Origin of the sequence: Labrenzia sp. PHM005 (assembly GCF_006517275.1) — a bacterium.
Classification (GTDB): domain Bacteria; phylum Pseudomonadota; class Alphaproteobacteria; order Rhizobiales; family Stappiaceae; genus Roseibium.
Window position 1 is genome coordinate 4020470 of record NZ_CP041191.1, and the last position, 22759, is coordinate 4043228.

The 22759-nt window shown below is 54.7% G+C and carries 21 protein-coding genes; 5 read left to right on the plus strand and 16 right to left on the minus strand.

Annotated features, from left to right (window positions below; genetic code table 11):
- Positions 1–57 precede the first annotated feature (57 nt).
- Complete coding sequence (locus FJ695_RS18190; RefSeq protein WP_141186765.1) at positions 58–540, plus strand: protoglobin family protein; 483 nt, start codon at positions 58–60, stop codon at positions 538–540.
- Positions 541–573: 33 nt separating this feature from the next.
- On the opposite strand, the gene FJ695_RS28320 is transcribed toward FJ695_RS18190, so the two are convergent.
- From FJ695_RS28320 to FJ695_RS18255, 13 genes are all read right to left on the minus strand, one after another.
- Positions 574–2001, minus strand: a complete 1428-nt coding sequence (locus FJ695_RS28320) for a globin-coupled sensor protein (RefSeq protein WP_141186766.1) — start codon at positions 1999–2001, stop codon at positions 574–576.
- 304 nt (positions 2002–2305) lie between these two features.
- Positions 2306–3370: a BMP family ABC transporter substrate-binding protein gene (locus FJ695_RS18200; RefSeq protein WP_141186767.1), complete on the minus strand. Its 1065-nt coding sequence runs from the start codon at positions 3368–3370 to the stop codon at positions 2306–2308.
- Between the two features lie 102 nt (positions 3371–3472).
- On the minus strand, positions 3473–4387 hold the full coding sequence (locus FJ695_RS18205) for an ABC transporter permease (protein ID WP_141186768.1): 915 nt from the start codon (positions 4385–4387) through the stop codon (positions 3473–3475).
- Entirely contained in the window at positions 4380–5474 is a 1095-nt protein-coding gene (locus tag FJ695_RS18210; protein WP_141186769.1) for an ABC transporter permease, read from the minus strand. The genes FJ695_RS18205 and FJ695_RS18210 overlap by 8 nt, the downstream gene beginning before the upstream one ends.
- A complete protein-coding gene (locus FJ695_RS18215; RefSeq protein WP_141188798.1) occupies positions 5474–7033 on the minus strand; it encodes an ABC transporter ATP-binding protein in 1560 nt (519 codons plus the stop codon). Before FJ695_RS18215 ends, FJ695_RS18210 begins: the two co-directional genes overlap by 1 nt.
- A gap of 62 nt (positions 7034–7095) precedes the next feature.
- Positions 7096–8091, minus strand: coding sequence for a xanthine dehydrogenase accessory protein XdhC (xdhC, locus tag FJ695_RS18220; RefSeq protein ID WP_141186770.1), 996 nt, complete (start codon positions 8089–8091; stop codon positions 7096–7098).
- Complete coding sequence (xdhB, locus tag FJ695_RS18225) at positions 8088–10427, minus strand: xanthine dehydrogenase molybdopterin binding subunit (RefSeq protein ID WP_141186771.1); 2340 nt, start codon at positions 10425–10427, stop codon at positions 8088–8090. Before xdhB ends, xdhC begins: the two co-directional genes overlap by 4 nt.
- Positions 10411–11892 carry a xanthine dehydrogenase small subunit gene (gene xdhA, locus FJ695_RS18230; RefSeq protein ID WP_141186772.1) on the minus strand — a complete coding sequence of 494 codons (1482 nt, stop codon included), beginning with the start codon at positions 11890–11892 and terminating at the stop codon, positions 10411–10413. Before xdhA ends, xdhB begins: the two co-directional genes overlap by 17 nt.
- Before the next feature lie 3 nt (positions 11893–11895).
- The gene (gene uraH / locus FJ695_RS18235; RefSeq protein WP_141186773.1) at positions 11896–12246 is read right to left on the minus strand and encodes a hydroxyisourate hydrolase; all 351 of its coding nucleotides are present in this window, start codon (positions 12244–12246) and stop codon (positions 11896–11898) included.
- A gap of 101 nt (positions 12247–12347) precedes the next feature.
- Complete coding sequence (locus FJ695_RS18240) at positions 12348–13298, minus strand: LysR family transcriptional regulator (RefSeq protein WP_141186774.1); 951 nt, start codon at positions 13296–13298, stop codon at positions 12348–12350.
- Positions 13299–13313: 15 nt separating this feature from the next.
- The gene (locus FJ695_RS18245; protein WP_141186775.1) at positions 13314–14291 is read right to left on the minus strand and encodes a quinone oxidoreductase; all 978 of its coding nucleotides are present in this window, start codon (positions 14289–14291) and stop codon (positions 13314–13316) included.
- 172 nt (positions 14292–14463) lie between these two features.
- On the minus strand, positions 14464–15180 hold the full coding sequence (locus tag FJ695_RS18250) for a phosphatidylcholine/phosphatidylserine synthase (protein WP_141186776.1): 717 nt from the start codon (positions 15178–15180) through the stop codon (positions 14464–14466).
- A gap of 175 nt (positions 15181–15355) precedes the next feature.
- Complete coding sequence (locus tag FJ695_RS18255) at positions 15356–16372, minus strand: DUF2182 domain-containing protein (protein ID WP_209010710.1); 1017 nt, start codon at positions 16370–16372, stop codon at positions 15356–15358.
- 131 nt (positions 16373–16503) lie between these two features.
- Between FJ695_RS18255 and FJ695_RS18260 the strand changes: the two genes are divergently transcribed.
- A complete protein-coding gene (locus FJ695_RS18260; protein ID WP_141186777.1) occupies positions 16504–17706 on the plus strand; it encodes a UbiH/UbiF family hydroxylase in 1203 nt (400 codons plus the stop codon).
- Positions 17707–17725: 19 nt separating this feature from the next.
- On the opposite strand, the gene FJ695_RS18265 is transcribed toward FJ695_RS18260, so the two are convergent.
- Positions 17726–18136, minus strand: coding sequence for a DUF1801 domain-containing protein (locus tag FJ695_RS18265; protein WP_168206413.1), 411 nt, complete (start codon positions 18134–18136; stop codon positions 17726–17728).
- 1 nt (position 18137) lies between these two features.
- Positions 18138–19115 carry an AEC family transporter gene (locus FJ695_RS18270; protein WP_141186778.1) on the minus strand — a complete coding sequence of 326 codons (978 nt, stop codon included), beginning with the start codon at positions 19113–19115 and terminating at the stop codon, positions 18138–18140.
- A 257-nt stretch (positions 19116–19372) separates the two neighbouring features.
- On the opposite strand from FJ695_RS18270, the gene FJ695_RS18275 reads away from it, so the two are divergent.
- The 3 genes from FJ695_RS18275 (at position 19373) to hspQ (ending at position 21827) form a co-directional block, all read left to right on the plus strand.
- On the plus strand, positions 19373–20269 hold the full coding sequence (locus FJ695_RS18275) for a lysophospholipid acyltransferase family protein (protein ID WP_141186779.1): 897 nt from the start codon (positions 19373–19375) through the stop codon (positions 20267–20269).
- Positions 20270–20323: 54 nt separating this feature from the next.
- Entirely contained in the window at positions 20324–21400 is a 1077-nt protein-coding gene (locus FJ695_RS18280) for a CoA ester lyase (protein ID WP_141186780.1), read from the plus strand.
- Between the two features lie 103 nt (positions 21401–21503).
- Positions 21504–21827: a heat shock protein HspQ gene (hspQ, locus tag FJ695_RS18285; protein WP_141186781.1), complete on the plus strand. Its 324-nt coding sequence runs from the start codon at positions 21504–21506 to the stop codon at positions 21825–21827.
- Positions 21828–21964: 137 nt separating this feature from the next.
- On the opposite strand, the gene FJ695_RS18290 is transcribed toward hspQ, so the two are convergent.
- Entirely contained in the window at positions 21965–22576 is a 612-nt protein-coding gene (locus FJ695_RS18290; RefSeq protein WP_209010711.1) for an invasion associated locus B family protein, read from the minus strand.
- Positions 22577–22759 lie beyond the last annotated feature (183 nt).

A 22759-nucleotide genomic window follows, 5' to 3' on the forward strand; every position in this document is an offset into this window, starting at 1 on the left:
TTTTTAAATATATGGAGAAATGTATAATTGGATAATCTAATAATTTAGTTGAGGTTAATGATGACCAGAAACACAGTAAATGAGGTCAAAGAGTATATTGATTTTCTTGAAATTAGCGCCTCTGATGTAGTTTTTGCGAAGAAGGCGTGGGACTATATTTATCCACACGCAGAAGGCGCTTTGCATGAGTTTTATGCACATAAACTAATGCGTAGTTTTTCGAAATCGATTCCAACATTCAATGAATTTATACTGACAGGAAAACAAATTCAGTATTGGGACAGGCTTTTTACCTACGGATTCGACGATAAATATTTTTCAAATGTAAATAAAGTCAGCTTTTCCCACAAGAAGCTAAACATTCCGCTTAGCCACTACATTTCTTCCTATGGTGTCATTTTAAATGAATTTGAGAAAATACTTAAAGTCGAATGCGCAGATGATCCCAGATTGCTCGAGATGCTGTCAGGGTTGCGGAAATTTGTTTTCGTGGATGTTTCGATCGTCTGTAAGATGTACGACGCGGTATTGATTGATTGAAACAATGCGGTGCGTAAAAGCACCGCCTGTTTTCTAGTTTGCGGCTATTGCCAGCGTTTCCATGAATTTTTGCACATCACACTTCAGGTTTTCAGTGTGTTTTCCCATGTCTTCTGCAGACCCTTTCACCATTGAAGAAACGTCGGCAACTTGAGACGACGCATCAGCGATACCGCCGATAGAGTTTTTTACCGATTCTGTGCCTTCGGACGCTCTTTGAATGCTTGAGCTGATTTCCCCCGTTGCTTCTTTTTGTTGTTCAACAGCGGCCGCAATCGAAGCGGAAATTTCATTCATACGTGAAATTGTTTGGTTGACGTTTTCAATGGCTGATGCCGATTGCCCGGTTGCAGTCTGAATACCTTCGATCTGGCTGCTGATTTCCGACGTCGCTTTCGCCGTTTGTCCCGCCAGGTCCTTGACCTCAGTGGCTACAACTGCAAATCCCCTGCCCGCCTCGCCAGCTCTTGCAGCTTCAATTGTTGCGTTCAAAGCCAAAAGGTTTGTCTTCTCGGCTATATCGCTAATCAACCCTAAGATTTCACCGACCCGGTTAACAGCCTGTGTAAGTGTTTCCATTGAGTCAATCGCAACTGAGCTCTGGGAAACGGCAGTATCCGAAATCTGATATGAATCGTTCACTTGGCGTCCGATCTCGGCAACAGATGCGGAGAGCTCTTCGGCGGCGGCTGCAACTGTCTGCACATTCTCAGCTGCACCGTCTGAACTATCTCGTACCGTCTGCGTTTCGGTCTCAGTTCTTTCCGTTGCTGTCGTTAGCAAATAGGCTGCGTTGGATAAGTTGTTTGCCGAACCGGAAAGATCGTCTGTCGCCATGCCGACGGAATCGGCAAATTCTGACCCAAGTTTTTCAATTGTTTCACGCCGGTCGCGCTTGCCCGCTTCAATGTAGACTGAAAGCGCCAAATCCATATCAAGCATCGCAGCTTTGATAACGGCTGTTCGGAGGATCTGGGCTTCTTTCCGCTTTAAACCGCCAAAGCCTGGAAGCCTGGAGTTGGCGCCAAGAGCCGCGCACAATCCGGTCACCAGAAAACTGTAAGCGCCGATGTACCATCTTGGTTCGAGACCCAACTTGTTGTGGACCTCTCCGATCGCGGTTACGGACCGAAAATAGTCTTCGTCAAATTCCCCGGATAGAATGATACTCCAGTGGCGAAGTTGCGCAGTCTTGGCATGTTCAATGTGCGCGTCATTTCGGAAAAACCGCTTGGTCTCCGGAAACTGCACAACATGACAGTAAAAATTATCTAGTATTCCTGGAATTATATTTAGAATTGTTTTTGCATTCTTTTGTAATGCATGCCGATCTCCAATGTTCAGATCAATAAAATCCAAACGATGCGAACCTGTATCTACTTTCGATGAGCTTACCATTGCTTTGTTCTCCTTCGAGAAATTCAAGCCGTGGCGATTTCCGTATATTTTGATTAAGAACAATTTTATTCATATGAATTGTATAATTAAAAATACCTATACCTTCTCATAATATGAGAATAACTCATTGATAATATAGCGAAACTTGGTTTTTAGCGACTAATCTAAAGAAACAGCCAATGTAACCCTGGCTGTACATTGTATCAGTAATTCGCATGAGGGCGCTGCCAAAGCGCGTCGATTCTCTTCGAGATATCTATAGGGAAGGTGCAAGTCGTAGCAGGTGTTACTGGCTTTATGTCACCACATCCAATCAGATACCGGCCCGAAACATTTTCCGGGCCGGTAATTTGTTCGCTAACTTTGCTTAGTTCGGCAGTTTGTCGTCGACGCCCTTGATGTACCAGTTCATGCCGAGGATTGCGCCATCGTCGAGGGTCACGCCATCTTCAGCAGCAACAGAACCGTCCTGCTTGGTGATCGGACCGGTGAACGGCTCCCAGCCGCCCTTGATCTTGGCTTCGGTGGCTTTTGCCATCTCAACAACATCATCCGGCAGGTTGGTGTACGGCGCCATCACAACGTGGCCTTCGGTGATGCCTTCCCATGAAGAATGGCTTTCCCATTTGCCGTCCATAACGTCCTGAACACGGTGAACGTAGTACGGACCCCATTCGTCGATGATCGCGGTGTACTGAGCGTCCTTTGCAAAGTTGATCATGTCAGATGCCTGACCAAACCCATGCACGCCACGTTCCTGAGCAACCTGAAGCGGCGCAGTGGAATCGGTGTGCTGAGTGATGATGTCTGCGCCCTGATCGATCAGTGCCTTCGCAGCGTCAGCTTCTTTGCCCGGGTCGAACCAAGTGTTGACCCAAACCACTTTCAGCTTGAAGTCCGGATTGACGGACTGAGCGCCAAGAAGGAATGCGTTGATGCCGGCGATCACTTCCGGGATCGGGAAGGACGCAATGTAGCCAGCAACACCAGACTTGGACTGTTTTGCCGCGATTTGGCCCTGGATATACCGGCCTTCGTGGAACTTGGAGTTATAGGTCGCAACGTTGTCGGCAGTCTTATAGCCGGTCGCGTGTTCAAACTTCACATCCGGGAACTTCTTGGCGACTTTCAGCGTCGGGTTCATGTAGCCGAAGGACGTTGTGAAGATGATGTTGCAGCCTTCGCGGGCGAAACGTTCGATGGCACGCTCTGCGTCTGGGCCTTCCGGCACACTTTCAAGATAAGCGGTCTCGACCTTGTCGCCGAACTTAGCTTCGACGGCCTGACGGCCCTGATCGTGCTGGTAGGACCAGCCGAAGTCACCGACTGGGCCGACATAGACAAAGCAAGCTTTGACGTCAGCTGCGTTGGCTGCGCTTCCGGCTGCAACGAACGCGGCGGCTGCCACAGTTGCTTTCAATAGAGATTTCATCAGTTTAGTCCCCTCTGTTTGATCTCTGTTTTCATTACGATCTTTATTAGTTGATCCGGCCCTGATCGTGAAGGGCCGGATCCGCCCGATAACAGGGAGGTGTTACCGGTCCGGAACAAATGGCTTGCCGAGACAGGCCGGTGTATTGACCAGCGTCAGTCTGCGGTTTGCGGAGATGAGCACAAGTACTGCAATAGTCGCAAGATACGGCAAGCTGGACAGGAATTGCGAAGGAATTCCGAGCCCGATGGCCTGGGCGTGCAGGTTCAAGACACTGACCGCGCCAAAGAGATAAGCGCCAATGATCACACGTCCCGGCAGCCAGGAGGCAAATACCACCAGAGCCAGCGCGATCCAGCCGCGGCCTGCCGTCATGTTTTCCACCCACTGCGGTGTGTAGGCGAGCGACATATAGGCGCCCGCAAGACCGGCACAGGCCCCACCAAAGAGGACGGCCATAAAGCGGATCTTCAGAACCGAATAGCCGAGCGCATGGGCCGAACCGTGGTTGTCACCGACAGCGCGCAGGATCAAGCCGGCCCGTGTGCGAAACAAGGCATAGGTCACCCCGATGACCAGCGCGAAGCTCAAGTAAACGATGGCGTCTTGCTGGAAAAACACAGGTCCGATGAATGGGATTTCCGACAGCACCGGAATATAGAGTTCCGGCAAGCGAAGCCCTGGCACGCCGATATAAGCTTCTCCGATCATGCCCGACAGGCCAAGCCCCAGAATGGTCAGAGCCAGACCGGTTGCCACCTGGTTGGCAACAAGCACCAAGACCAGGAAACCAAACAAAGCTGACATGGCCATGCCTGCAATCACGGCACCGATGACACCCATGGCGCCCGAGCCGGTCTGGTTGGCAACCGCAAAACCAATCACCGCGCCCATAATCATCATGCCTTCCACACCGAGATTCAGAACCCCTGAGCGTTCGACCACCAGTTCACCGAGTGCGGCGATGAGAAGCGGCGTTGCCGCCGTTATGACAGTGAGTAGTACCGCCTCAAACATGAGAAACCTCCGCGGCCGGACCAGAAGCACGGCGGGAAACCATGCGGATGCGATATAGAATGAGCGTGTCACAGGCGAGCACGAAGAACAGCAGCAGCCCCTGGATCACACTGGCGATTTTGTTGGAGACACCAAGACCGGATTGAACGCCTTCGCCCCCGATGTAGGACAGGGCCAAGACAAATCCGGCGATGATGATGCCAATCGGGTTTAACCGGCCCAGAAACGCCACGATGATCGCGGTGAAGCCATAACCAGGTGAAATCGATGGCAGCAACTGGTTGAGCGAACCGGACACTTCCATGGTTCCGGCAAGTCCAGCCAAACCACCAGCCAGCGCAAAGGAGAACAGCGTCAAACGTTTTGCCGAGAAGCCTGCAAAGGCGCCGGCGCGTGGGCTTTCACCCATGACCCGGATCTCAAAGCCCTTGATGGTCTTTGCAAGAACCACCGCAAGGATGACCGCCACACCGATGGTGATCGGAGCCGACAGGCTCATCAGGCCGCCGAAGACATCCGGTAGCGTTGCCGCATCCGAGAAAATCCGTGATTCCGGGAAATTGAACCCATCCGGATCCCGCCAGGGGCCGCGCACCAGGTAATCGAGCAGGAGGCCTGCCACATACACCAGCATCAGGCTGGTCAGGATTTCATTGGTGTTGAACCGTGTTTTCAAAAGCGCCGGGATCAAGGCCCATAAGGCACCGCCGATCATGCCGCAAATGAGCATCAGCGGCAGGGTCAGCGCGTTTTCAAAGTTCGGGAACAGAATTGGCAGAACCGAGCCGAACATCGCGCCAACAACAAACTGGCCTTCCGCGCCAATGTTCCAGTTGTTGGAGAGATAACAGACCGCCAGACCACAGCCGATCAGAATAAGCGGTGTTGCCTTGTCAATGGTGGCTTCCAGCGACCATTGCTGGGTGAGCGGCTCGATGAAGAACTTATAAAGTCCCAGTCCCGGATTGACGCCCGAAATGGCGAAGATGATTGCAGCCGACAGAGCTGTCAGCCCAACCGCAATCAAGGGAGACGTCAGCGACATCAGTTCGCTGTGTTCCTTGCGTTTGACGAGTTCGATACGCATCAAGAGACCTCCCCTTGCGTTTCAGCACCACCGGCCATCAGAAGGCCAACCCGTTCCCGGGTCATTTCGGCAGCTGGTTCGGGCTCTGACAGATAGCCCCTGGAGATCACCGCGATGCGGTCGGCGATTTCAAAAATTTCATCAAGGTCCTGGCTGATCACCAGAACAGCAGATCCTCCGCGGGCCAAGTCGATCAATGCCTGACGGATCAAGGCAGCAGCACCGGCATCCACGCCCCAAGTCGGCTGGTTTACGATCAAGACACCGGGTTTGCGGTCCAATTCCCGGCCGACTACGAACTTCTGCAAGTTTCCGCCGGAGAGCGAGCGGGCCTCCGGATCATCGTGGGACATGCGCACGTCAAAGTTCTGCTTAATACGCTGCTCCATCTGGGCGGCATTGGCCTCGGAAACGAAACCGCCGTTGACCAGCTTGTCGCCCGTCCGATGGCGGGTCAGAACGATGTTCTGAGAGAGCTTCATGCCCGGAACAGCGCCATGACCAAGACGTTCTTCAGGAACAAAAGCAGCATCAGACTTGCGGCGCCAGTTCACACCCTTGGATCCACACGGAGTGCCATCGAGCGTTACCATGTCTGGCGCGACGCGCATTTCGCCTGAGATGGCGTCGAACAATTCGCCCTGCCCGTTGCCGGCGACACCTGCAATTGCGACCACCTCACCGGCGCGCAAGTCCAACGAGATGCTGTTGAGCGCAGTGGCAAAGGGCGTTGCAGCTGGGGCTGACAAGTGTTTCAAGCCAAGCCGGACATCGCCAATTGCGGGCTTCTGGGTGGCCGCGTTGACCGCGATCACCTCAGCGCCAACCATCATGCTGGCAAGGGTTGCCGGGGTTTCTAGCGTCGGATCGCACTCGTCAACGACCTGACCGTGGCGCAGGATGGTCGCGTGGTGGCAAATCCGCTGGACCTCTTCCAGTCGGTGGCTGATGTAGAGAACCGCACAGCCTTCATCGGCGAGCCGCTGCAGCGTCAGGAACAGCTGATCGGCTTCCTGGGGCGTCAGAACCGAGGTCGGTTCATCCATGATGATCAGCCGGGGCTCTTGCAGGAGGCAGCGGACAATTTCGATCCGTTGACGGATTCCGACCGGCAGATCGGCCACAATGTCTTGCGGATTAAGCGGCAGGCCGTATTCGCGCGATACCGTTTCGATCCGATTCGCGAGATCTTTCATGTTTCCGGGGTTTGGCAGAGCCAACGCGATGTTCTCAACCACATTCAGTGCTTCAAACAACGAGAAATGCTGGAAGACCATGCCGATGCCGAGTTCTCGAGCCGCGGCCGGGTTGCCAATGGAGACTTTCTTGCCGTCCCAATGGATTTCACCGCCATCCGGCTCAAGAGATCCGTAGAACATCTTGACGAGTGTGGACTTTCCGGCGCCGTTTTCGCCCAAAAGCGCGTGGATTTCACCTTTATTGATGGTGAGATCGACCTTGTCATTGGCAAGGATATCGCCAAAGCGCTTGGTCAGACCACGGGCGTCCAGCAAGGTATCCTTGTCGGATCTTGCGAGCGGGTTATCCGCCTTGTCCACTTCTGTATGGTTGTTCGTTGCCACACTGTCCCCCAGTTGGATGCCGCTTTATTGTTCATGTCTTATTGGTGTGCAAGCCTCCCGCTTGCAGCGGCTTGTTGATAACGGGCCTCATCCCGGGTGAGGAGTTCAACCGCGATTCCGGCTGCAATCGCAGCTGGTTGCTTGGATTTGATCGCAGTCATTCCAATCGGGCAGACCATGGTTGAAAGCACGGTGTCACTCAGACCCCGCGATTTGAGACGTTTGAGAAATCGGGTCCGCTTGGTTTTGGAACCAATGACACCGCAGTATTCGAATTTCTGGGCGAGCAACGCCCGCGCCATGATGTCTTCATCAAGCGCATGAGAATGGGTCATTGCCAGCACAAAAGCATTCTCCGGCGCGTCTTCGAGGACGGCAGCCGGATCGGGCACGCAGATTTTTGTGACATTTGCTGGCACCGCACCTGGAAACTGGTCAGCCCGGCTGTCGATCCAGAAAATCGAGAACGGTAACGGCGCGAGGGCCAGGACAAGGGCCTTGCCGACATGACCGGCGCCAAAGAGAAATAGCGGCCGACGGATTTCGCCGAATTGTTCGATCAGGATATCGGATTTGCCATCCGAACCGTTTATCAGCTCGAAATGGCTGGTGGCGGTGTCCTCAACCAGGTTCCGGCTCAGCACCATGCCGCCTTTGATTTCTGATCGGGTAGTGAACGGACCAGCGTTCTGTTCCGCTTCCGCTAACCGTTCGGCTTGACGAAGGTGCTCGCCTGTGAGGACTTCAAGGGCGATTTTTGCCCGGCCGCCACAACACTGGCCAAGGTCTGGTCCGAGAGAAACGGTCATCATCTCAAACCCGGCCTGACTTGTTGCCGCTGCTTTTGCCGCCTTCCGAATGGCTTCGAATTCCAGCGTGCCGCCACCGATTGTACCGAAAAAGCTGCCGTCAGGACGGACGACCATGCGCGCGCCGGTTTCCCGGGGTGTCGAGCCGCCTGTTTCGGCGACCGTGACAAGGGCACAGGCACCGCTGTTCTTCAAGCAGTTCGCTATGTGCCCCCAGACCTTCATGAATGCGCCTTTCTGGACCGCAGGTCCCTGACGGCTTTCATGATGGATTCCGGGGTTGCCGGGGCATTCAAATTGGGCACTTCACCCGGGTTCAAACTCGCTACTGCATCGTTGATTGCGCAGAAAACAGAGTTTGCCAGCATTACTGGTGGTTCGCCGACAGCCTTGGAGCGATAAACCGTCTCCTGCGGATTGCCACTGCCCTCATAAAGGTTGACGTTGAAATCTTCTGGAATGTCGGAGGCCGTTGGGATCTTGTAAGTCGACGGCGCATGAGTGCGCAGCCGACCTTGCTCGTCCCAGACCAATTCTTCGGTGGTGAGCCAGCCCATGCCCTGCACAAAGCCGCCTTCTATCTGGCCAAGATCGATGGCTGGATTGAGCGAGTGGCCAACGTCATGAAGAATGTCGACGCGGTCGACCGTCATTTCGCCGGTCATTGTGTCGATGGTGACTTCCGCGCAAGCACCGCCAAAGGCGAAATAATAGAAAGGCTGCCCGGTGACACTGTCCCGGTCCCAGGTGATGCCGGGGGTCGCGTAGAAGCCGGCATGGGACATCTGGATCCGCGCCATATGGGCGAGCTTTGCAACTTCTCCAAGTGAGAAACTCTGTTCGCCGATCAGGACTTTGTTGTCGCCAAAATGAATGGCTTCCGGCCCGCATTGGTGCCGTTCGCACAAGAACCCAACTAGACGGCCTTTGATTTCCTGCGCCGCCAATTTGGCCGCCATGGCGTTGAGATCCGTACCGGATGAGGCCGCGGTTGGCCCGGTGTTCGGCACCTTGGAGGTGTTGGTAGCCGTGATGCGGACCTTGTCGAGCGTGACCCCAAACTCCTCGGCAACAACCTGGGCAACCTTCTGGTAAAGCCCCTGCCCCATTTCCGTGCCGCCATGGTTCAGATGCACGGAACCATCGGTATATAGATGCACCAAGGCGCCAGCCTGATTGAGGTGTTTCAGCGTGAAGGAAATACCAAATTTGACCGGCGTCAGCGCCAGGCCCTTTTTCAGGACTGCATTGTTGGCATTGAACTCGCGCACCTGGTCCCGCCGAGCCCAGTATTCAGAACTTTCTTCCAGCTTTGCGATGAGGTCATGCATGACCTCATGTTCTTCAACCGGCATGCCGTAAGGCGTCAGATTGTGATCGCCGTCATAGAAATTCAGCTTGCGGATTTCCAGAGGATCCCGCCCTGTTTTGACGGCAATTGCATCAATCATCCGCTCAGCAGCTAACATGCCCTGCGGTCCGCCAAACCCTCGGAATGCGGTGTTTGAACAGGTGTCGGTTTTCAGGCGCCGGGAGCGGATGGCCGCATCTGGATAGAAATAGCTGGAATCAGCATGAAACAGCGTCCGGTCGTTGACACCGAGCGAGAGGTCAACCGAATAGCCGCAGCGGGCCAGAAATTCCATGTCGACAGCCCGAATCTTGCCGGTGCCGTCATGTCCGACTTTCCAGTCGACCCGGAAATCATGCCGCTTGCCGGTCATGATCATGTCGTCATCCCGGTCAAGGCGAACTTTACAGGCGCGGCCGGTGGCTTGCGCCCCAAGGGCCGCGAGGCTCGCCCATTGATTGGCCTGGGATTCCTTACCGCCAAAACCGCCGCCCATGCGCCGGACTTCCGCTGTTACCAAGGCATCAGGCACACCGAGGACTTTGGCCACTGTGTGCTGCACTTCGGTCGGGTGCTGGGTTGATGTGTGGACCAGCATGGCACCGCCTTCTTGCGGAACCGCCATGGCGATCTGGCCTTCCAGATAAAAATGCTCTTGCCCGCCAATCCGCATGGAACCTGAGAGCACTTCTGCAGATGCCGTCAAACCGGTTTCCGGCGAGCCTCTGCGGAACTGGTAATCCGGCAAGACCATTGTCTCCGCCGCCACCGCGTCTTCCTGGGTGAGGATCGGCGTGATCGGTGCGACATCAATCTTGGCTTTTAGCGCCGCCTTGCGGGCTTGATCGCGGGTTTCTGCGACAACCGCAAACACCACCTGACCGTGGAACAGGATTTCGCCATCGGCCAGCACCGGATCATCGCCAAAGCCAGACGAGCAATCATTGGTGCCTGGCACGTTTTCCGCTGTCAGAACCGCAACAACACCGTCCGAAGCGCTGACATCTGTCAGATCGATCGAACTGATTTTGCCGCGGACGGCCTGCCGGGCATATCCGGGAACAACGTGAAGGGTGCCAACCGCCTCGACCAAGTCGTCGATGTAAGGCGCGGTTCCTGTGACATGCATCTCGGCGCTGTCATGGGCCAGAGATTTCCGCACATGTTTGAGCGGTGATGTGACTTTGGCGGGATCAAGCGGCGCGGTCATGATCGGCCTCCCGCTTCTTCAGGACCCGCAGATTTTCAGCTGCCGTCCCGTCGGTTTCCATCAAGGCCTTTGCCAGCAGCGCCCGGGCTGTTTCCATCCGGTAGTCTGCGCTTGCCCTCATATCGGTCATAGGAGTGAAATCGCTGCTGAGCGCATCAAATGCAGCACCCCAAGTGGATGCATCTTCCAAGAGCGCACCTTTAAGCGCGGCTTCCGCGCCAGCCGCCCGCTTTGGTGTGCCGGCCATGCCGCCATAGGCGATGCGCGCTTCGATGATCCGTCCGTCAACAACCGTAAACCGGAAGGCCGCCATCACGGACGAAATGTCCTGATCGAACCGTTTGGAGATCTTGTAACACCGGTACGCCTGATTGGCCGAGGGCCGTGGCACGAACATTCCGGTGACAAATTCTCCCGGCAACCGGTCCTGTTTGCCGTAGTCGATAAAGTAGTCTTCCAACGGCAGAGTCCGCTCGCTGTCGGCCGACTGCAACTCAACACTGGCACCAAGCGCAATCAGTGCCGGGGGCGAATCCCCAATCGGCGATCCATTGGCAATGTTGCCGCCAACGGTTCCCGACGCCCGCACTTGTTTGGACCCGATCCGCTTCCAAAGTTCGCCAAGGTCAGGAGAGATCCTTGTCATGGCTGCTTCCGTCGCATCGAAGGTTGCTGTCGCGCCGATCAGAACGCCAGCCTCGGTTTCTTCAACACGGTCCAGCCCTTCAATTCGGCCTAGCCAGATAACTTTCGGCAAGTTGCGCAGGTGTTTGGTGATCCAAAGGCCGACGTCCGTTGCGCCCGCGACCAAGGTGGCATCCGGATGCTGCCCGTAAAGCGCCGCCAAACCATCCAGCGACGATGGTGAGGCAAAAAACGAGGCACTGTTGCCCAAGAAAATGTCCCGGCTGTCCGCCAAGGTTTTCAGTTGTTCCCGGGTTTCATTGGAGCGCCAGGTAAAAGCATCGTCCGCAGCATCAAAACAGGCTTCCAGCGCGGCATCGATGATCGGCCGGTAGCCGGTGCAGCGGCACAGATTGCCGGCAAGCCATTCGGTAACGGTCTTGCGGGATTTTTCCTGGCCCTCTGCATGATACAGCGTGAACAGGGTCATGATGAAACCGGGGGTGCAGAACCCGCATTGAGAGCCGTGCAAGTCGACCATCGCCTTTTGCACCGGATGGAGGCGTTTGTCCTGCGCCAGATCCTCAACCGTCACCAGCTCCGCACCGTCGATCATGCCGAGGAGCTGAATGCAGCTGTTGACCGGTTGATAGATCAGCTTGCCATTAACGAGCCGGCCGAGCGCAATGGTGCAAGCCCCGCAATCGCCCTCGCCGCAACCTTCTTTGGTGCCGGTTTCCTGCCGCCGCAGACGCAAATAATCCAGGACAGTTTCCGTTGGGCCGACATTGGTCAGCTCAACAACTTGTCCGGCTTTGATGAAACGGATGGTATCCCTCATGCCTCAGCTCCCCCGGTAGGTCGAATAGCCGAAGGGTGATAACAACAGCGGCACATGATAATGCGCATCCGCATCGGCCATGCCGAACCGGATTGGGACGAGGTCGAGGAAGAGCGGATCCGGCAGATCCTGACCGGTTGCCCTTAAGTAGTCACCGGCATGAAACCGCAGTTCATAGATCCCGGTTTCAAAGGTGCTTCCGGAAAGGATCGGACCGTCCACGCGGCCATCGTCATTGGTTTCATGGGTAGACATATGCTTCGGCTCATTGCCCACGGACCAGAGCTCTATCTTAAGCCCCTTGGCCGGGATTCCCAAAGCGGTATCCAGAACGTGCGTTGTTAAACGCCCCATGTTTCTCTCCCTCATGCAGCAATGCTGCAAAACCGTTCAGATAAAAAATGTGCATGATAAGCACGCAGATCCAAAGCGCTCATTTGCGCTCTTAATGATGCCTAATTGGCATCAATAGATGCAAGGCGTTCGTTTAGGGCGAGCACTGCGTGGTCGAAAAACATCGCCGGCGCCAAGGCTAACGCCCTTAGCGATGACGTGACCACACACAAGCGATCTGCTTGAAGCGGTTCATCTTTTAGCGGTTTGAAGACCAGATACCCCGCTTCCAAATCGTCTTCACAACCGATTTGTGTTTGGAAGCCTATGACGTTCTCATCACGGGCAAGCGCCCGCATCAAACGCAAGGAATTTGCCTCGACATATGTCAAAGATGCGCTGGGAATCCGGCTGCGGATGACATCGATCCTCGCCCGAATTGACAATCCTTCTGCCGGAAGAGCGACTGGATAGCGCAAACAATCGGCCAGGCTCAGTCCGTTTTCTCCCGCCAACGGATGGTCTGGCGCCATCAAAGCGCCGATCACCAGGTCATGGTGGAAGGCCGCTGTCAGGGTCGACATATCCGGCGGATCAAAGGTGAAACCGACGTCCGCTTCGGCGGCCTCAACTTTCCGAGCCGCTTCCTGGGATGAGGATATCGCCACACTCACATGAATACCCGGATAGGATTTCCGGAAGGAGCTGATTACAGCGGGAAGAAGCCGTTCGGCAACGCTCTCAACAGACGCTATGGAGACAGTTCCTCGTCGAAGGCCCTTCAACGCATCAAGCTCGGCAACCGTTCCTTCAAAATCGGAGTACGTCCGACGGATATGGGCAAGCAGCACTTCACCTGCTTGCGACAAGCGCATGCGCCGTCCAACCCGCTCAAACAGCTGAAGGCCAAGCGCCTCCTCCAGCCAAAGGATCTGCCGGTTGACTGCAGAAGAGGCGACATTGAGATTGCGGGACGCTGCCCGGATCGAGCCAGCCTCGGCGGCGGCCAGAAAATACCGCATCGCCGGGCTGTAAAGATTGCGCGAAAGATCCTGGGCGCGGGCTGAACGCATTTTTGCCGACCGGTCTTATGGAATGAGCACGGTCGTGCCGGTGGTCTTGCGACCTTCCAAATCCTGATGGGCCTGAACCGCATCCGCAAGACGGTATTCCTGATTGACCGAGATTTTGACAATTCCCCTGGAGACCACATCAAACAGGTCACCGGCCGTCATCTCCAGATCGTCACGGCTGGCAATGTAGTTGAAGAGTGTCGGCCGCGTAGCAAACAAGGACCCTTTCTGCGCCAGAAGCCCAAGATTGAAGTCCGGTAGCGGGCCGGACGACTGGCCGAAGCTCACCCAAAGGCCGCGGGGTTTCAAACATTCCAGCGATCCGGGGAATGTGTCCTTGCCGACGGAATCATAAACGACGTCACAGCCTTTGCCGCCAGTAATTTCCGCCACATGTTCAGCAAAGTTTTCAGTCCGATAATTGATGACATGCTGAAAGCCGTTCGCTTTAGCGAGATCCATTTTCTCCTGAGATCCAGCTGTTCCAATCACGGTCGCCCCAAGATGGGCAGCCCATTGACCGGCAATCAGGCCAACCCCGCCGGCAGCGGCATGGAACAACAGGGTCGTTTCCGGACCAACGACAAAGGTTTGGCGTAGTAGATATTGTGCCGTCATGCCTTTCAGCATCATCCCGGCGGCAACCTTGTCGGCTATACCTTCGGGAATTACCACCAGACGGTCAGCCGGGATAACCCGCTCTTGGGCATAAGCGCCGAGCGGACCAACATAAGCAACCCGGTCACCCGGTTTGATGTGGGTGACGCCCTCGCCGACCACCTGAACCACACCGGCCCCTTCATTTCCCGGAATGAACGGCAAACCATTCGGCGCGGGATAAAGGCCGGAGCGGAAATATGTGTCGATGAAATTTAGACCAATCGCGGTGTGCCGGATGCGGGCCTCACCCGGGCCCGGCTCCCCAACATCCACATGTTCCCAGTTCAAGACGTCCGCATCACCTGTTTCATGCACACAGATTGCCTGTACCATGCCGTCTCCCATCGGGTGTGTTAAGTGTTTGAAGTATCGGCGTGTTGGCCGAGTTCTTGATGCCAACAATATCCAGCGCAATGCGTTTGCGCCAGTGGCAAAGACTGGCCGCATGGTTTGCCGAACGCTGAGCTACGCTTTTAGAGGGCCGTTTCGGTCTCTATGCGAACGGTCAATCGACCCGGTCGATCAGCTGCTGAATGGCGGATACTGAAAAGAGATACAGACTGGCGAGCGTGAAGATCGTTGCAGAGAAAGTGTTCAACACCATGCCGTCTAAAATCGCCATTGCCGCCAGCGCCATCCACAGCAGTGTCACGGGCAGAGTGATCATACGCCAGCGTTTCACACGTACCGGATGGACAAAGCGGACCGGCGCAAAAGTCAAGGCACAGCACGCCAGAACAACGGCAATTGTAAAGCCTTCAGAGGGCGACAAGACTAGCAAGCCGAAGACGACCATGTTCCAGCCGGCCGGGAATCCCTTGAAGGATCCATCCGGTGTTTTCATGCCGTTGTCGGCAAAATAAAGCGCACCGGTGAAGACGACCAATCCACCGCAGATCCAGTTCCACGGATTGGACAGCATCAGGCTCCAGGACAGCGCAAACGCCGGCAGGAAGACATAAGTCGCGTAATCAATGACAAAGTCGAGCGACGCACCCGACCACCGCGGCAATCGTTCCGCCACGTTGAATTTCCGGGCGAGCGGACCATCAATGCCATCAACAAACAGGGCGAGGCCAAGCCAGGCAAACATTTCGTCCCACTTGCCTTGAGCACCGGCAAGAAGCGCAATCAATGCGATCGGAGCCCCGGAAGCTGTCAGAACATGAATCAAAAACAGCGCAGGTTCCGGCGCGAGTTTGCCAGGCGTTACGTCCGTCACGGGCCTAGTCCTCTTTAGACATTAAGATCCGCGCTGAAACCAATCTGCAATTCGCTGCGCGGTAGAAGCTCATGATGTGTATTCCCGACGGGAATTCTTTTGAGCCTGTCTGTTACTAATATTGCATATTGATGACAGTGTGAACCGGAAAACACCAGAAACACTCCCGGCATCATTAAGACGGTGTTGCCGGCCCACCGAGCACTATGCTCAAAGCCAGCGCTCCGCCCCAGATCAGCAGAAAAACGCCAATGGCTGTTGGAAAGAAACGGCTGGGGAATGTTTTCTCCAGAGCCATCACCACGCCAAGCAAGGCGATCCAGAGAATATTCATCAGTCCAACAGCAAACATGACAGTCATGACCGCCCAGCAGCAGCCAAGGCAAATCCAACCTTGCGCAATGCCCTCTTTGACCGAGTCGCTGATCCCATATCTCCCTGTATTTTTGGCGAAAGACCACCTTGGGTACCAGCACCTTTGAAGACAGGCTGTCTTGGCCGGTGTAAACTGATAAATCCCTGCAGCAATCAGAACGGATGCTGTCAGTGCCAGACTGACTGGGGCCATCATGTCGGAAAGCGCGCCCAACTTGGAGAGGCCAACTTGCGCCAAAGTTGCCACGATCGCGTAGCCGAGCCACACCGCCAAATAGCCGGAAACAACGAAAACCGTAGATATAACGTTCAAACCCGGCCCAGAGCGGTGTTTTGAAATGTGCCGGTGAAAGCTTTTCAACATGGGAGTGGCGGACGGCAGCATCATGGCCAGCGCCATCATCGCCCACATAAGGAAAATTTTCCCAACATCGACCCAAGTCAATTCCACGCTTGGCATGCCAAAGGTGGCACCAGCCGGCAAACACAGGACTGCCAGCGCTGCACGTGCATCATCCGGAAGCCCGCGGAAAATATTGAACTGATTGAGCAGACTCATACCAGGTCCGGCTTCCGCCATATCCATGACAGGCACCATGGCAGCAACCATGGCTATCAGATAAGCCCATCCGCTGATCGCAAGAGCGGCCACGACCACGATGACCAGCGGCCAGCCACGAACTGTTTCCGGTTTTTGAGCAGTCGACGTTTCATAAGTATTCAAGGCGGGCATAGTTCCAATCGTCAATGAGGCTTGTGACGGGGTTTTATCTACATGATACCGGCACTCATCCCTGAGCCAATTGATTTGTCTCATAGTCCGGGCCAATCCTGAACGCCATCAAAAGCTGGTTTGTTAGGTGCGTAATTTGGTCCTGTTGATCTTTCAGGTTAAATGACCAATTTCGAACAGACAGACAAATGCTGAGCAGTGAGCCTGGTAGATTTATGGCACGGACCAAAAAAGACGTTCTTTATGATGCAGTTGTTGTCGGCGGTGGGCCGTCCGGGCGGATCGCAGCCCTTGCCCTGGCACGTTCCGGCCTGCAAACCGCACTTATAGCCCCGCTAGAGGCACCGGCGGATGAACGCACAACGGCCTTGTGGCAAAAGTCGCTCGACCTTTTGAAAGATCTCGGCATTTGGAATGAGATCGAGCTCAATGCCGAACCTCTCAAAAAAATGCGTATGATCGATGGGACGGAACGGCTGATCCGGGCACCCGAAACAGTCTTCAACAGTGCAGAGCTCGGTGTCGAGGAATTTGGCTACAACATCGTCAATTCGAAAATGAACGACGTCTTGGCCAAGGCCTGCGCCATAGAAGCCAATCTGACCTGTGTGGATGATTTTGCAGAAGAAGCCGATTTCAGCGGCACCCAAGCTACGATCACCACGAAATCCGGTCTAGCAGTGACGGCTGCATTGGCCGTCGCGGCCGATGGCCGCAATTCGAAGATGCGGTCTGCAGCTGGGATTGAGGTCAAACGCTGGTCTTATCCGCAAACCGCGCTGGTTCTTAATCTGGACCACACCCTGCCGCATCATGGTGTTTCAACAGAATTCCACACCGCGACCGGACCGTTCACCCTGGTTCCCCTGCCCGGCCGCCGCTCCTCACTTGTCTGTGTGGAAACTGCAGAAACCGCGGAACGGCTCAAAACCATGAATAAGGCTCTGCTGGCCCGCGAGCTGGAAGACAGGGCCCGGTCCGTCCTCGGCAAATTCACGGTGATTTCAGAACCTCAGACGTTTCCGCTCTCTGGGATGACCGCTCAATCGGTAATTGCTCCGAGATTGGCTTTGCTTGGTGAAACCGCTCATGTCTTCCCGCCGGTTGGTGCCCAGGGGCTCAATCTCTCCATGCGCGATATATCTGACTTGGTTTCAACCGTGGCCACAGCGAAACAGAAAGGTCAGGACCTCGGCAGTCTTACGGCTTTGAAACCCTATGAAACCAAAAGGATGTCGGACATCCGCTCGCGCACAAATGCGGTCGACATGCTGAACCGCTCGCTTTTGACCGAATTTCTGCCAGTTCAGGCGGCCCGCAGCGTGGGGATGTATTTGGCCGGTAAGATCGGCCCCTTCCGCCGCCTGCTGATGCGCGAAGGCATGGCACCCGGAACCGGGTTCCAACTGCGTCCATGATGTTAAGGCAGGATGCCGGTTACTTGCCGGTGCTTTTCTTCCGGCTGTGGTAGGTCAAGGCCATCAGGATGATTTGGCGAAGTTGCGGGATCGGCAGCGGCTGGGCAAGCGAAAGATGGATGCTGCGGTCGCCGCCAAATGTCATTTCCGGAAATAGCCCGCGCCACTCCGACACAAGGCTGCTCTGACAATTCACATAAAGAGCGATGTCGCCTTGATCAGAGGTGTCCTTGTCGATCCGGATTGTCGTTCCAGACTTCGGCCGTTCAGTCAGATAACTGAGCTGCCCCCACTTCACCGTCTCAACTACCTTGCCGACGCCCTCGGCCTCTGACGCTGTCTCGTGAATAAGACTGCGGATCTCCAACAATGCAGTTTTGACGGCGTCCGGATACTTCTCGATGACCGCAAGCGCCGGTTTTTCACCCATGTCAGCCCCCGCTGATAATCTCTGAAAATCCTGTCGGCAGAACCCCGGTGGTAATCGCCCAAATGAAACCTGTCACCGTAACAATTGATACGACCGTTCCAATCAATACGAAACTCGAGGCCCGCTGCACATAAGTTCCATAGTGCTGGGCCAGCACAAAAACATTGGTAGCCGGAGGCAAGCAAGCCATCAGAACCGCTGTTGCAATCCACACCGGATCAATTCCGCCGATCCAGGTCAACAACAAGAAGATCAAAAGAGGGTGCGCAATCAATTTCACGCCCAGCACAATCGGCAGTTCCACCGGAATGCGCCCAATCGGACGGAGAGCGATGCTAACGCCCATGGCAAACAGCGCGCATGGTGCGGCGGCATTGCTGAGGTACTTCAGCAAGGTTGCAAAAGCCGTGGGCTGCTGCAGTTCGAAGGCAGCCGCCAAAACACCGGCAATCGTTGCCAGGATGAACGGATGAGTGAAAATCCGCCAAAGTATGTTTTTGACGGTCCCGACCAGTGTTTCATTTTCCGCCCCGGCGACAGCCATCATCATTGGCGCCAGAATAAACATCAATGCGTTGTCGAATGACAAGATCAGGGCAGTTGGAACGGTCGCCTCTTCGCCAAGCACCGCCAAAGTCAGGCCTGGCCCCATATAACCAACGTTGGAATAGGCGCCGGCAATCCCGAGGATCGTCGATTCGGCAATGCTTCCCCGGGTCGCGACCACACCGATGCAAAAGGAAACCGCAAACACAATGTAAGTAGTAAAGGTCGTTGCAGCGATGTAGGACAGATTGGCCAGCTCTTCGAACGGCGTTCCGGACAAGAGCCGGAAGAACAAGGCGGGAAGCGCCATATAGACAACGAAGAAATTCATCCAGCTGAGGCCAGATTCCGGAATTTTTTTAATTTTTCCGGCGGCAAAACCCAGAAAAATCAGTCCGAAAAACGGCAATGACAGTGAAATGACATTCTGCATGGTCGATCTGATAACAGTGGGTCGGCGGGTACAACGGTCGCAAGGGCTGCCCGGAGCTTGCATATTCTGCCGGGCTTCGATAAGCACCCGAGCATGCAGGACGGCGTGCCGGACAGCATACCAATCAGGTCTTGAGGCGAACCGCAAGGCCATAAACAATCACAAGGCGCCTATTCGTCTTCTTTCAGTAAACTGCGCGCTAAGAAACTGGCGGAAAAACCGCCGCAACTGGCACTCCCTGGATCCGTTCCTATCTGATGACTTTCAAAAACCACCTCGAAAGCCTGCTGCTCTCAATGGCAATCGGCCTGTTCCGGTTGTTTCCGGTGGATTTTGCTTCTTGGCTGATGGGACGCTGCTGGCGCCTGTTCGCACCTTTGAATGCCCGGCATAAACGCGCCCTTACCCATTTAAAGAACGCCTATCCGGATATGCCACTTGAAGAGCGCGAGAAAATTGTCCTTGGAATGTGGGACAATCTCGGGCGTGTGGCTGCTGAAACCTTTCACATCGACCGGCTACTGGCCGAAGACGGCCGTTTTGTTACCGACGCCGACGAGACGACACAAAGGGTGTTACGCGGTGAACAAGGCTGTCTCTTTGTCTCCTTCCACAGCGGCAATTGGGAAATGTGCGTTCAACCGGCCGTCCGCAGTGGAATAGAAATCACTGGTGTCTATCAGGCGCTTAAGAATCCCGAAGCCGACAAAGCTCTGCGATCCCTTCGGGAGGATCTTTATAAGGGCGGATTGTTGTCGAAAGGCCACCAAACTGCCCGCAAACTTCTTTCCACTCTGAAAGCCGGCGGTATAGTTGCCATTATGGGAGACTTGCGCGAAACCCGTGGCATTCAAGTGCCGTTTTTCGGGCAAATGGCCTATGCCAACCCAATTCCCGCCTCTATGGCGCGGTCTTGCAAAGTTCCCATCGTTCTCGGCCGGGTCATCCGCACCAATGGTGTGAACTTCCGTATTGAGGGCCGTGCGATCGAAGTTCCGGTCACGGACGACCGCCAAGCTGACATTGAAGTAGCCACAGCCCAGATCCACCAAATTTTTGAAGGCTGGATCCGCGAACATCCCGAACAATGGATGTGGATCCACAAAAAATGGGCTTCCGCCGGAAATGCTGCCCCTGCGCAAGACGCGGTCTAAGGATCAGTAAGTTTCGCCTTTCGGAGTATGGTTGCACCGCAACATTAAGGATATATGCTTAGTCCGACGAATGAGGAGGACAGCATTTTGACGAAGACCCCGAGCGCATTTTACAAGCCACTCGCCATTGGTGCGCCAGAGCCTTTCCGTGAATTGCCGGTGACATTGGAGCGCATGATCCACTTTGTGCCGCCGCACATTGAGAAAATGCGGGCAAAGGTTCCAGATTTGATCAAAAAGGTCGATGTTGTCCTTGGTAATTTGGAAGACGCAATTCCGGCTGATGCCAAGACCGACGCGCGCCGCGGCTTCATTCAAATGGCCCAGGACAACGATTTTGGCCAAACAGGTTTGTGGACCCGGGTCAATTGTCTAAACAGCCCCTGGTTTTTGGATGATCTGATGGAAATTGTTCCAGCGGTCGGTGAAAAACTGGATGTGATCATGCTGCCAAAGGTGGAAGGTCCTTGGGACATTCATTACCTCGATCAACTGTTGGCTCAATTGGAAGCCAAGGCTGGGATTTCCAAGCCGATCATGATCCACGCCATTCTGGAAACAGCGGAAGGCGTTAAAAACGTCGAGGCGATCGCAGCGGCAAGCCCGCGTATGCACGGCATGAGCCTTGGCCCGGCGGATCTTGCCGCGTCCCGTGGCATGAAAACAACCCGCGTCGGCGGAGGTCATCCGGACTATGCAGTTCTAGCGGATGCATCTGAAGGTGCAGCGCGGGCCGCCTATCAACAGGACCTGTGGCATTACACCGTCGCCAAGATGGTGGATGCGTGCCTGTCCTATGGTCTGAAACCGTTTTATGGCCCATTCGGTGACTTCTCAGATACAGATGCCTGCGAGGGCCAATTCCGCAACGCCTTCTTAATGGGCTGTCTGGGCGCTTGGTCCTTGCATCCGACACAGATCGATATTGCCAAACGGGTGTTCTCACCAGATCCTGGCGAAGTCGCCTTTGCTAAGAAGATTCTCGATGCCATGCCGGATGGGACTGGCGCCGTGATGATTGACGGCAAGATGCAGGATGATGCAACTTGGAAACAGGCTAAAGTGATTGTTGACCTGGCTAAACTTGTGGCGTCGAAAGACGCTGATTTGGCGGAAATCTACGGTCTTTAGACTTCGGCAAGTTTGCTGGCATAAAGTTGTGCACTAGAACGCTTGCATGTTGGTGGATGTAACTGTAATCCGGCGCGTGCAAGCAGTTGGTGAATGAGTAACCATGCGTACGGCTAAATTTAAAATCGGGCAGGTGGTCAAACACCGGATTTACCCCTTCCGTGGGGTAATCTTTGATGTCGACCCGACGTTCAACAATACCGAAGAATGGTGGGATGCCATTCCAGAGGATGTGCGTCCAAAGCGCGATCAGCCTTTTTACCATTTACTCGCCGAAAACGAAGAAACCGAATATGTCGCCTATGTCAGTGAACAGAACCTTGTTCCAGACATGACCGGCGAGCCCGTGCGGCACCCGCAAGTCGAGGAAATCTTCGAAGAACAGTCAGACGGGTCGTACCTGCCGCGTACTGTCGAAATGCACTGAGCAGATACCGGCAGCTTTTCCTACAATCAGAGACCGGGCTCAATTGCCCGGTCTTTTTCATTTTGGCGGCGCCCAGAATGGCAAAAAGGCCGGAACGTTTCCGCTCCGGCCTTCATATTTTTCGATTTCAGCCGATCTTACTGATTGGCTTTTTGAGCGTCGATCAGTTTCTGGCGGGCTTCATCAGCGCGTTTCTGCAGTTCGCTCTGTAGTTCTTCCTGGCGCTTCTGCAACTCGGCAAGGTTCATTGGTTCACCATCGTAAACCTTGGTGAAGCCAATCAAGGTCATCTTAAAGACGATTTCCTTGGCCTGCTGATTGAACGGGGTCACCCGCATTTCACCGCCTTGCTTCATCGCGTTGATGAAGTTGCTGTCAATTGCCAGCTCAGCATAACAAGCATTCGGTGCGCAGATGCTGTATTTTCCTTGAACCGGTTTGCTGTCATCAATCTGAATACGCAGACCCGGCTGGATCAAAACACCTGTCGGGACAGCAACAAGGAGCTTCTTACGGGCTTCGCCCTCAACTTCCTGAATAGCTATGTTGCTGAGAAATTGGCCGGTGTTGGTCCGCAACTCGATGGAAATAAAGCAGATTTCCTTTTTAGTTTGCGGATTGGTGTTACACGCTTTCGTCCAAGGGCTCTTTTCTTCCTGGGCGATTGCGGGAGCACCAGCGAAAGAAGACAGGGTCACGAGCGCACCGGCCGCGCCTGCGATCAATCCTCTTTTCAAAACACTCATCATCGAAACGTCCTCAATCGTGGGTGAGCAAATCTTTGCGCTGTTCTGTGACATTCCGGAAATAACCGCAAGGCCCGGCAGAACAAACCTGTCTGTTTTTATTGGTAAGACACCCAATTAGGGCAAGAGGGTGACCGATATGCAACGCACACCCTTAACTGCGAAACAAATCTGAATATCTCTGAG

Bases quoted from the DNA above. Each gene is read 5' to 3' on its own strand.
- FJ695_RS18190 (WP_141186765.1), top strand. From the start codon at position 58: ATGATGACCAGAAACACAGTAAATGAGGTCAAAGAGTATATTGATTTT.
- FJ695_RS18200 (WP_141186767.1), bottom strand. From the start codon at position 3,370: ATGAAATCTCTATTGAAAGCAACTGTGGCAGCCGCCGCGTTCGTTGCA.
- FJ695_RS18205 (WP_141186768.1), bottom strand. From the start codon at position 4,387: ATGTTTGAGGCGGTACTACTCACTGTCATAACGGCGGCAACGCCGCTT.
- FJ695_RS18210 (WP_141186769.1), bottom strand. From the start codon at position 5,474: ATGCGTATCGAACTCGTCAAACGCAAGGAACACAGCGAACTGATGTCG.
- xdhC (WP_141186770.1), bottom strand. From the start codon at position 8,091: ATGAAGGTCTGGGGGCACATAGCGAACTGCTTGAAGAACAGCGGTGCC.
- xdhB (WP_141186771.1), bottom strand. From the start codon at position 10,427: ATGACCGCGCCGCTTGATCCCGCCAAAGTCACATCACCGCTCAAACAT.
- xdhA (WP_141186772.1), bottom strand. From the start codon at position 11,892: ATGAGGGATACCATCCGTTTCATCAAAGCCGGACAAGTTGTTGAGCTG.
- uraH (WP_141186773.1), bottom strand. From the start codon at position 12,246: ATGGGGCGTTTAACAACGCACGTTCTGGATACCGCTTTGGGAATCCCG.
- FJ695_RS18240 (WP_141186774.1), bottom strand. From the start codon at position 13,298: ATGCGTTCAGCCCGCGCCCAGGATCTTTCGCGCAATCTTTACAGCCCG.
- FJ695_RS18245 (WP_141186775.1), bottom strand. From the start codon at position 14,291: ATGGTACAGGCAATCTGTGTGCATGAAACAGGTGATGCGGACGTCTTG.
- FJ695_RS18255 (WP_209010710.1), bottom strand. From the start codon at position 16,372: ATGAGACAAATCAATTGGCTCAGGGATGAGTGCCGGTATCATGTAGAT.
- FJ695_RS18260 (WP_141186777.1), top strand. From the start codon at position 16,504: ATGGCACGGACCAAAAAAGACGTTCTTTATGATGCAGTTGTTGTCGGC.
- FJ695_RS18265 (WP_168206413.1), bottom strand. From the start codon at position 18,136: ATGGGTGAAAAACCGGCGCTTGCGGTCATCGAGAAGTATCCGGACGCC.
- FJ695_RS18270 (WP_141186778.1), bottom strand. From the start codon at position 19,115: ATGCAGAATGTCATTTCACTGTCATTGCCGTTTTTCGGACTGATTTTT.
- FJ695_RS18275 (WP_141186779.1), top strand. From the start codon at position 19,373: ATGACTTTCAAAAACCACCTCGAAAGCCTGCTGCTCTCAATGGCAATC.
- FJ695_RS18280 (WP_141186780.1), top strand. From the start codon at position 20,324: ATGCTTAGTCCGACGAATGAGGAGGACAGCATTTTGACGAAGACCCCG.
- hspQ (WP_141186781.1), top strand. From the start codon at position 21,504: ATGCGTACGGCTAAATTTAAAATCGGGCAGGTGGTCAAACACCGGATT.
- FJ695_RS18290 (WP_209010711.1), bottom strand. From the start codon at position 22,576: ATGATGAGTGTTTTGAAAAGAGGATTGATCGCAGGCGCGGCCGGTGCG.